Annotated in this window: 13 protein-coding genes; 5 read left to right on the forward strand and 8 right to left on the reverse strand. The window is 58.6% G+C overall.

The genetic code is table 11. From position 1 onward, the window contains the following. Positions 1-274: 274 nt before the first annotated feature. Positions 275-892 carry a tyrosine-type recombinase/integrase gene (locus MU521_RS21055; protein WP_284732052.1) on the reverse strand — a complete coding sequence of 206 codons (618 nt, stop codon included), beginning with the start codon at positions 890-892 and terminating at the stop codon, positions 275-277. A gap of 217 nt (positions 893-1,109) precedes the next feature. On the opposite strand from MU521_RS21055, the gene MU521_RS21060 reads away from it, so the two are divergent. Further along, the gene (locus MU521_RS21060; RefSeq protein ID WP_092695752.1) at positions 1,110-1,490 is read left to right on the forward strand and encodes a DUF7718 family protein; all 381 of its coding nucleotides are present in this window, start codon (positions 1,110-1,112) and stop codon (positions 1,488-1,490) included. Next, positions 1,466-1,660 carry a hypothetical protein gene (locus tag MU521_RS21065; protein ID WP_092695750.1) on the forward strand — a complete coding sequence of 65 codons (195 nt, stop codon included), beginning with the start codon at positions 1,466-1,468 and terminating at the stop codon, positions 1,658-1,660. The genes MU521_RS21060 and MU521_RS21065 overlap by 25 nt, the downstream gene beginning before the upstream one ends. A 271-nt stretch (positions 1,661-1,931) precedes the next feature. Here MU521_RS21065 and MU521_RS21070 read toward each other — a convergent pair whose 3' ends face one another. Continuing rightward, the gene (locus MU521_RS21070) at positions 1,932-3,149 is read right to left on the reverse strand and encodes an RNA-guided endonuclease InsQ/TnpB family protein (RefSeq protein WP_092695748.1); all 1,218 of its coding nucleotides are present in this window, start codon (positions 3,147-3,149) and stop codon (positions 1,932-1,934) included. Positions 3,150-3,379: 230 nt separating this feature from the next. Here MU521_RS21070 and MU521_RS21075 point away from each other — a divergent pair, with 230 nt between their 5' ends. Then, positions 3,380-4,951, forward strand: a complete 1,572-nt coding sequence (locus tag MU521_RS21075; RefSeq protein WP_092695746.1) for an MBL fold metallo-hydrolase — start codon at positions 3,380-3,382, stop codon at positions 4,949-4,951. Between the two features lie 267 nt (positions 4,952-5,218). Here the strand turns inward: MU521_RS21075 and MU521_RS21080 are convergent, their stop codons facing one another. The 3 genes from MU521_RS21080 to MU521_RS21090 are packed head-to-tail and all read right to left on the reverse strand — an operon-like array spanning position 5,219 to position 6,603. Beyond that, positions 5,219-5,707, reverse strand: coding sequence for a metal-dependent hydrolase (locus MU521_RS21080; RefSeq protein ID WP_092695744.1), 489 nt, complete (start codon positions 5,705-5,707; stop codon positions 5,219-5,221). A gap of 3 nt (positions 5,708-5,710) precedes the next feature. Further along, complete coding sequence (locus MU521_RS21085) at positions 5,711-6,133, reverse strand: DUF8161 domain-containing protein (protein ID WP_250864846.1); 423 nt, start codon at positions 6,131-6,133, stop codon at positions 5,711-5,713. A 44-nt stretch (positions 6,134-6,177) separates the two neighbouring features. Next, positions 6,178-6,603 (reverse strand): hypothetical protein, encoded by a 426-nt coding sequence (locus MU521_RS21090; protein WP_217630204.1) that lies wholly within the window; start codon positions 6,601-6,603, stop codon positions 6,178-6,180. A 240-nt stretch (positions 6,604-6,843) separates the two neighbouring features. Here MU521_RS21090 and MU521_RS21095 point away from each other — a divergent pair, with 240 nt between their 5' ends. Together MU521_RS21095 and MU521_RS21100 are read left to right on the forward strand one after the other, a co-directional pair. Continuing rightward, positions 6,844-7,650: a ParA family protein gene (locus tag MU521_RS21095; protein ID WP_092695738.1), complete on the forward strand. Its 807-nt coding sequence runs from the start codon at positions 6,844-6,846 to the stop codon at positions 7,648-7,650. Continuing rightward, positions 7,647-8,039: a DUF8160 family protein gene (locus tag MU521_RS21100; protein ID WP_139171230.1), complete on the forward strand. Its 393-nt coding sequence runs from the start codon at positions 7,647-7,649 to the stop codon at positions 8,037-8,039. Before MU521_RS21095 ends, MU521_RS21100 begins: the two co-directional genes overlap by 4 nt. 29 nt (positions 8,040-8,068) lie before the next feature. On the opposite strand, the gene MU521_RS21105 is transcribed toward MU521_RS21100, so the two are convergent. From MU521_RS21105 to MU521_RS21115, 3 genes are all read right to left on the reverse strand, one after another. After that, on the reverse strand, positions 8,069-8,329 hold the full coding sequence (locus MU521_RS21105) for a hypothetical protein (protein WP_092695734.1): 261 nt from the start codon (positions 8,327-8,329) through the stop codon (positions 8,069-8,071). 260 nt (positions 8,330-8,589) lie between these two features. Then, complete coding sequence (locus tag MU521_RS21110) at positions 8,590-8,979, reverse strand: type II toxin-antitoxin system death-on-curing family toxin (protein ID WP_250864847.1); 390 nt, start codon at positions 8,977-8,979, stop codon at positions 8,590-8,592. Next, positions 8,976-9,221, reverse strand: a complete 246-nt coding sequence (locus MU521_RS21115; protein WP_250864848.1) for a transcriptional regulator — start codon at positions 9,219-9,221, stop codon at positions 8,976-8,978. The genes MU521_RS21110 and MU521_RS21115 overlap by 4 nt, the downstream gene beginning before the upstream one ends. Positions 9,222-9,477 lie beyond the last annotated feature (256 nt).

A 9,477-nucleotide genomic window follows, 5' to 3' on the forward strand; every position in this document is an offset into this window, starting at 1 on the left:
TCGCCACCGCCGTTGCTGGAGCGGCTGATCGAGGACGCTCAGAAGATTCACCAGCAACGACCGATCTTACAGGAGACGCTCGCTACCGCTACACAACCGAGGTGTGAGTCTTAGCTAAAGACGAATGCTATTACAATTACCTTGATGCCATTTCCCACGACAACTGCTGTTGGTGACCGTAGTATAGCATTATAGACTACCAAAAAAGCAGAAAGAAGGACGAGGGCCAGCCCTGTTTTTGGGCTGAGCAAATCGATAATATCACCCCACATAGTCATGCCTCGATGATGTGGTCGTAGATCTGCTCGGTGGTCTGGATCGAGCGGTGCCGGAGTCGATTGCGGACATCGTAGAGTGTGTTCCCACTCTCGTGGTTCATCATCCGGTAGGCGACGCCGTGGCGCAGCGCGTGCGGAGACACGTCCTCAGGGTTGCCTCGCGTCCCGTCCACTTTGTACGGTCGGACATCGGCTTCGACGGCGGCCTTCTCGACGACGTTCCGAACTCCCTGCGTCGTGATCCGGTCGCTCGATCGGGACGGGAACAGTGCGTCGGTGTCCTTCCATCTCGTGTTCAGGTACGTCGTCACCGCACGAGCCGTATCGCTCGCGAGCGCAAGTGTCTTTGGGGGCGGAGAATTCTCGTTGGGGTAGTCCTTCTGGATCTCGGTTGGCAGATAGATCTTCGCGTTCTGCTCGCGTAGATGCTCGACGTCGACAGCGACCAGCTCTCCCACTCGGAGGCCGGCATCATACAGCAGCGCGATCATCGCGTCGTTCCGCTCGGCGAGGTAGTCGGCGCTGGCCTGGAGGATCGCCGTTCGCATCTGGTCGACTTGCTCTGGCGTCACCCACACCTTCGCACGAACTTGGGAATCTACAGACTTGGCCATGAAGATGCAACCTCTTTATAAGCGAGATGGCCCGCATCCCCTTCGAACTTTGGACTCTGCGTGTAGAGTCCGAAGTTCACTTCGGTGGTCGGTAGACACGGTCGAACTCTTTCGCGATTATCCCGACGGTTTTCAGTTGCACCTCTCGACTAGAGAACCACCAGACTGCAGCCGACTGTTGAGTAGCTTATAACCCCTCCGTCCGTTGCCACTCATGATGCCGGACGCGCCTCGCGACTACGAGACTGAGTATCAGCGGCCGCTGCCGGGCAGTCTCCGAGAACGGATCGGCTTCGATACAGACCGCGGTGAGCTGACTCGGTTCGTCGTGCAGCTGGAGTACCGCCTCGAGGGCGAGTGGACGGCGGTCGTCCGGTACGATCACGACGGCACCGGCGACAGCGAGTTCGGCCACGATGTCACCGAGGAAGGGCTCCACGTCGACATCTATCGTGACGGCGAAAAACACGCCACGGAATTCATCACCGGCCCGCTCCCGGGTGGCGTCGCCCTCGATCACGCCGAAGACCATTTAGCGAAGAATCTCCAACGGTACGTTAAGAGGTTCGAAGAATGGCACGGGATCAGGAGCCGATGACCGACGACGAACTGGCTGAGGCCAGCGAGCAGATTCAGGATCTTCGCGAAGAGGTTCGTGACGATCTCGCCGCGGACCTCGGTGGCGACCCTGCGGACTACCGTGCCGACAAACGCTTCGACGATGAGGGAGAGCGGAGCGGCGAGGCTGTCCCCGACGGCGGAGAGTAGTCCACACTACTGAACGATTTCATCACCAGCCGAGGGCCCGTTCTATCCCCAAGATGATTCCCGTCATGAAGGTCGTTAGAGCAAGCATTGTTGGAATGTAGGTACCGCCCAGTTACACCTGAGCATCTGTGTTCGGTTAACACTGCCAGTAATATTCTTTGGGCGGTAACAACCTTCCGTACTCGCCGAATTCGCCGTACTTTGCTGTGTCAACTGCCCCGCGCACGGTGGCGCGGGGCTTGTCAGTGAACTCGGCCTCTACCGGCCGTGGTTAGTCGGACGGGACAAATCCCCGATTCGGCGTCACCGTTCCTGACTTCAGGGCGAGTTGACTGTCACCCGTCCGCCGCGACGACTGTAGGCCCCGACGGACGTACCGCCACCCAACATTCTTCGCACCTACGTAATCTGCATTCTGAGTTGCACCGCACGACTCACACTCGAACTCCGCCTGCCTGACGCGATTCCCGTCGCTCGTGTGACCACATTCGGGACACCGCCGACTCGTGTTCTTCGGGTCTACAAACTCGACGCTAATCCCGTCGGCTTCAGCCTTGTATTCCACGAGGTCAACGAGCTGCCGGTGCGCCCATTGGTGGAACTCTTTGACGGGCGGCGCACGCTCCCTGATGTGTTTCAGGTTCTCGAACGCGATGTACTCGCAGTCGTGAGTACGTGCTTCTTCGAGAATCTGGTTCGCAACTTGATGGAGTTGGTCACGAAGATACCGTGATTCCCTCCCGCTCATCTGCTGAATCGTCCGATGGGCGGATTGTGTCCCAGTCCGCTGGAGATTGCCGCGAATCCGCTCAAACTCTCGGTGCTGGTGTCGAAGTTCTCTGCCGGAGGCGAAGTACGCTGTCGAGGTGGTGGCGATGTTGACAATGCCGAGGTCAACGCCGAGAACTGTCCTGTCCTCGTCGTCATCCTGTATTTCGACCTGTTTTTCGGGCTTGTCTTTGCGAAACCCGAGGTGCAGGTAGTAGTCGCCATTACGCTTTGACAGCGTAGACTCTGTTACTTCCCACTCCTCGTCGGTGAGGTATTTGTGTTGATACACGTCTTCTTCGTCGGGAAGGTTCAGGTCACACCGAATCCGGCCATCGACAGTGGAGAGCGACACAGACCCGTCATCGAACAGCGTCATCGTCCGGGTGTCGTATTTTACCGTGTTACTGGTGAATTCTGGCCGGGACATTTTGTAGTGTTCGTCAAGGTCTTCGATTGCTTCGACACCATCGAGTGCGGCTGCGGCCTGATGGGTGGCGAGAATTGCGTGCTGACTCCCGAGACGTGTTTCCTCCAACACTGTGTTGTAGGCGAGGTCTTGGAGATAGGTTTTCCGCGTCTCACCTGCATCCCATCCGATGTGACTACTGATGTTACAGGCATCTTTCCACTCGCTAATAGTGGCGTCGAGCAGGTCCTGTTGCTCGTCGGTGAGGATGGGACGGGTGATTGCGGTGCGTCTCAGGTAGTCGTCTGCCACGAGTTTCAATAGATACTAGGGGTACTTAGTAGTCCGTGGTTTGTCGCAGCGAGTGTCGGCTTCAACCTCGCCCACGGTGGGGCGGGGAATCCGCCTCGCTACCTAGTTTGAACGTACTCAGTTTGAGCTGGGGCTCAGACAATCTGGGACTCTCAGTCTTAACCGAACACCAATCGACGCCCACTGCCAACCCGGCCGATATACGTGCTTGGCACGTTAAGAGAGGAGCCGTGAGCGAGTTCGAGATCACGCCGCGCGGTGGGGCCGAAGAAGTCGGTCGGTCGTGCTATCACGTCCGGGCTGGCGACCGGGATTACCTCGTCGATTGCGGGCTCAAGCAGTCCTACACGGCTGAGTTCCCGACATTCCGAGGGATCGAACCTGGACAGATTGACGCGGTGTTCATCACGCACGCGCATATCGACCACATCGGCGGCTTGCCCGTCGCCGAGCAGCGTGGTCTCTTCGCCGACGATGCCGCTATTGTCATGACCCGGCCGACGAACGCCCTCGCCAGTATCCTCCTGCATGACTCTCTCCAAATCCACAAGCAGGAGGCCGAAGAACTCAATCGGCCACAGGAGTTCACCAGCACCGACGTCGAGAAGGTTCTCGACCGCGTCACCAGTGTCGGCTACGACCGGGACCACCAACTGAACGTCACCTACGAGTTTGGCGACGCAGCGCACCTGTTGGGGAGTGCCTGGCTCGCTCTCGAGTTCGACGATCGCCGTGTCGTGTTCTCGGGCGACCTCGGCGGTCGGAGCGCCCACCTTGGCGATATCGACGATCCGCCCGAGGCCGATGAACTCCTTCTCGAATCCACTTACGGGGACACGATGCAGCACCGCTCGTTCAGCGATGCTCGCACTGATGTCTACGAACAGGCCAAACAGGCGCAAGCCCGTGGAGTGCCGGTCCTTATCCCGACGTTCGCGGTGGGCCGAGCCCAGGAGATTCTTCAGCTCTTCCGCGAACGCGAGGACGACCTGCACGGCGCCGTCGATGGCGAGCCGTCGATCGTCTACGATGGCATGATCACCGACTCGATGTCGGTCTACGAGGTGTTCTGCCAGGACGAGTTCATGGGCGAGTCGATCATCAACTATCGGATCAACTCCAACGACGCCGAGCCGTTCACGCCCGACTGTGCGTGGACGCCCGAGACGATGGATGAACGCGAGCGGCTGCTCGACGGTGATAACGCACCGATCATCGTGGCGCCATCGGGGATGCTCACCGGGGGCTGGTCGCCGTACTACCTGCGTGATCTTGCTCGACACTACGAGGAGGCACGTGTCTTGTTCATCGGCTATCAGGCCGAAGGCACGCCAGGCCGCGATGTGCTTGATGCGCCAGGCGACGCTGCCGATGTCGAGATCACGGCGCTGCCCGCTGCCGAGGACTACGATCCCGAGACGGACGACTTCGGCTTCCAGGAGCAGGAGATTCGCGTGCCGACTGACTGGGTCCGCGAGATACGCGGGATGTCCGGCCACGCCGCAGCGAACGACCTGCTCGAATTCGCTCGGGCGGCTGCTCCGCAAGGGGTCTCACTCGTCCACGGAGCTCCCGGTGCTGCGTCCCATCTGCGCGACCACCTCGCTGACAACACCGACGCGGCGGCCGTCCAGATTGCCCGCCACTTGGAGACAATCGACGTTGGAGAGTCCGGCGTGATCACGCCCGACGTCGAGAGCCTACTCGAACGGCAAGCGCGTCTGGAAGACGAACTGGACGCTCTTCGTGATGAGATTGAGAAAGTGGCCAACCGCCAGCGAGCGCGTGAACAGGACGAGTAACAGCCGAGCATTGCATCTTTCTGGATTGCGGTGGCACGCTCCTGTATGCACTGTGAGGGGTCTGGAACTGACGCACCTGTTGAACGCCAGAGGTTGGTGGCTTCACTGGCTGTCGTGAGTGTACTCCTGGACCACGTTGACGATATTAGGAACAATAATCACTCATGATCGGGCGTTACCCTCTCCGGTGGTCAGAAGAGATTCACCAACGATCACCCATCGTCTGATCCATGGAATGTTCATCGTAAGTGGGATAGTTGAGACGGGTTAGATCCACGCACCAACTACGAGTGCGGCTCCGGAAGCGACGACACCGGCGGCCAGCAGAGCGTAGTTCGCGATCGGGTTCGCGGCTTTGGCGATGTCGAACGTGTATCGGTCGTCGCGGACGGGGGCGAATGGACGTATCCCAGTCGGTGTGAGGACGTCGGCGAGCAGGTGGGCACCAACAGTGAGCGTCCCTACGAACACGCCAAACAGACCAGTCCCAAGCGCGGCTAGGGGCCCACGCTGCCACCCGAGCAGGCCGCCGATCGTGCCGGCCCCGATCCCAACCGCGAGCGCGAACCACACGGTGTGTGTCGGTCCCCGGTGGGCGATGCCTGGGACGCGCTGGTCGAGATCAGGGATCATGGCACCACCGACGACGACTGCCCCACCCAGGAGCGTGAGGCGGGCGTATCCGAGCGCGAGCATGATGGCCGCGACCGGCGCGTAAACCAGCAGCGCCATGCCGTAGTGGCCTTCCCGGTGCATGCGTCAGTAATGTTCGAGCCACTCGGCAGTCCCGTAGGCGTCGACGTAGCACCGGCGGTGTACGGGCTCTTCACGTTTGTCCGGGACCGCCTTCGCCAGCGGCACTGACTCACCGCAGAGACCACACTCGGCTGTGTGGCCGGCCTGACGAGCATCCGGTGAGATGTCTTTGGCTTCGATGAACAACTCGTGAAGCGATCGCGCCGTCAACCGGACCAGCACCTTCTTGCGGTCGTCTTCGTCGCGACGTTCGGGCGTGTACGTCAGGACCCAGTCCTGCCCTGGCTCGCCGTCGCCAGCGGGTCCGAGTGAAATCGATCGGGCCAATTCGTCGGGCACGTAGTGCCATTCGTTGCCGGCGAACCGTGGGTAATGGCCCTCTGGACGTGGGTTCTCCGGGTCGACGTCGTCGGTGTCGTCGGTCATATGTTGCTATTGGCTTCAGACGTCATATTCTTCAACAGATTCCATCATCTTCTCTGCATAGGCGAGCGCACGTTGGAACACCCATACTGCTTTTTGACCCCCTCGAGTCCTACCTTGTCACCACTCTCACTCACGTCGTACGTGTACAACACGACCTCGTACAACTGCTCTTGCGGGTCGTGAAAGATTTCTACATCAAAGTCCCGCTCTACGTGTTCGAGCAGGACAAAGTACTCCCCCTCCTTACCGGTGTGACTGGCGAGCGAGCCAGTATCTGACTGGATATACCCGCCCCACTCGAGATCGCGATCGGCAGGAACCTCATACCCCGCCTGCCGCATCAGGGCTTTAATTTCTTCATCGGTGAATTCTACGTCCTCGTTGAGGCATGAGACAGAGCAGTACTCTTCGACGGTCTGACCACCGCCATCAACCGGCGTGACCTCCTCATAGCGAGTCGCCCTCTCCAAGATCTCGTCGCTACAATTGGCGCAGTACATACTGATCGGTTACGATGCATATTCTCCCCAGTGAGTGAAAGGTTTAGCCGTGCCAATACCGAGATGTCGTCGGGCGTGTCCGTGTATCAGCTCTGTTCCTGACGCCGTCGGCCGACTCAAACGGCGCCGTCTTCGACATACCGATTGATTGTCTGACGTAGATTTAACACAGATACGCCAGATTATCTGGATATCCTGAGTGTTCCAGATATGCCAGATTCACAGGAAACCCCAGATAAGCCAGCCAAGCTGGCTATCGCACAACAGAAAGGCGGCGTCGGGAAGACCACAGACACCATCAATATCGGCGGTGCGCTGGCTGCGCGTGGTCACGATGTCCTTCTCTGGGATGCTGACCCGCAGGGCTACCTGACGATGGGCGTCGGTCTTGACGACGAGTACACGGCTGAGCAACCGAACCAGTACACGGCACTGACCGATCCCGGTGAGCATGATATCCGCGATCTGATCCGGAGCCACGAGGAAGTCGACGTGGTCCCCGCCAACATCGATATGTTCAACCTCGAGCAAGAGCTGGTCTCGGCGATGCGAGGCCGCCGCCGCATGGACGATCTCTTGGCCGACGTTTCTGGCTACGATTTCGTTCTCGTCGACTGCCCGCCATCGCTGGGGTTGCTCACGGACAATGCACTCCTTGCCTGTGAGGACATCATCATCCCAGCCGAAGCTGAGGATACGAGCATCCGCGCGCTTGATATCCTGTTCAAACAGATCGACTCCCTGGAGTCCAACTTCGGCGTCGAGATCGACGAGCGAGCGATCCTCATCTCGAACATCGACTACCCGCTCGACAACGAGCAGCAAGGGATGCTGGAGTGGTTCGACGATTCCTTCGGCGACTACATCCCCGTCTACGAGTTCAGAAGCCGGGCGGTGGTCAAGCGGGCGTACAATGCCGGCCACTCGGTCTTCGCGCACGACGAAGACTGTGACCAAGAGGACGAACTCCTACAGCTCGCGGACTACCTGGCGGACAACCGGGGTGAGATGGTGTGAGTCGTGAGGACCGCGGTGAGGATGTCACGGATCGGATCTCGAAGCGATTCGGCGAAGAGGAAGATACGCCAGATAATCTGGATACTCCAGAAAATAACGATACGCCAGATAATCCAGAAAATACAGATACAGACGATACGACAGATCAGACCGACGAGATTGATCCGAAAGAGGACTGGACAGGCCGGAACGTCTACGTCCCAGACGACGATCCCGATCTCCTCGATGCCTTCGATGGCGAGTACGACCGGATGCAATACGAGTGTAACTGGGAGGTGCGCAAACAACAGCACTACTACCCGGTTCTGATCAAGGTCGGCGTCGACGAGATCGAAGAGATGGACGGTAGCGAGTTCACTGCAGTCGCCGAGGATCTCGGGCTGCGGTAAGAACGCGCCAGAATATACGGATCAGCAGATTACTGCTTGACGAACATCCGGAAGACACCCAACCGGCCGGGGATAGCGACAAACAGGATCAGGGCCGTCATACCGTAGAATGTGAGGACAACCAGCGCTTCCGGTTCCCCGCTCAGTGCGGGTCCGATCCACCCTAAAGCGTCCGAGAATACCTCGGAAATCGCGCCATTCCTTGCTTTCGTGACATCCCCCCAGGCAGCAATGGCGATGTAGGCCCCCAGCGCCCATGCGATAAAGTTGGGAGATGATTTACCGTTCATTTATACGGTGTATGCCCACTCAATACAAAAATCTATCTCAAATGCCGACAGGTCCTCAGACTGTTATACAAGAGACACGGGAGAGGGCAACCGGAGAGAAAATAAAACGTCAGTTGTCCAGAGCGTCGAACAGCTCGCGATCTTCGTCGATGACGCGGCGGACGCGACTTCGAAGATCTTCTTCGCCGGCGTCCTCACTGTCTTTGAGACTCATTCGTGCCTCCGAATAGTTCGCCTGGCGATTTGAATCTTTGCACCTCTCATGGTCCCAGTCGGTCTCGGTCGAGGTCGCCGTTCGCGAGCCACTTGGCGATCTCGTCAACATCGAAGCGGCGGATGCGTTTGAGAACCTGCTCGGCTTCGTCACGTTCACGAACTGCGGGCTCGGCATCGTGATTCTCCAGGTAGAGAACGGTCGTCGTCCACGCAGTGCGCTTGTTGCCGTCCTCAAAGACGTGCGCCGTGAGGATGTGTCGGAGCAGTCCAGCTGCACGGAGGTAGGTGCCATCGTACTCCTCGGTGTCTTCGAGGACTTCTCGGAGTTCCAGCCACGGGGATGCGACAGCGGCACCAGTGTGCTTCAGGTCGTACTGCTCTTCGATCTCGTCGTGGATCTCGATAACCTCATCCGCAGTCGGAAGATCGCTCATTCGTCGTCGAGCATCCAGACCAGTGACCGCCCAACGTCTTTGCTGGTCACCTTTCCAGCATCCTCGAGCTCCCGAAGTCGGTTCAGTGCGTGGCGCGAGCTACATCCAACAGCAGCAGCGAGGTCAGAGGTGCCGGCAACGCCGTCCTCGTCGCGAAGTGCAGCCAAAAAATCGTCGTCTCCATAGGAATCAGTGTATTTCCCACTTTCCTCATCGCGTTTCCGCGGCATTGCTGAATCCATATCCACCATCTCGTAAATGAGTGTTGGTCCTCTGCCCGGATGGCCATTTCGGATTTGGGAAATGGATACTCTTAATTCACTTCCCGAGTAAGAAATGGATGTAAACACCGGCCCCTCGGGGCGTTCAGATTCGCCCGCGGATAGGGACCGCGGGCCGGGTTCACGAAAGCTCAGAACCTACCGTCTGGCCAGTCGTCAGGTAGACGCGAGAGGGTATGTTTGATTTTCAGATCGGACAACTCCGTGTTCTCACGAA

Origin of the sequence: Halorientalis regularis (assembly GCF_023698535.1) — an archaeon.
Lineage (GTDB): Archaea > Halobacteriota > Halobacteria > Halobacteriales > Haloarculaceae > Halorientalis > Halorientalis regularis.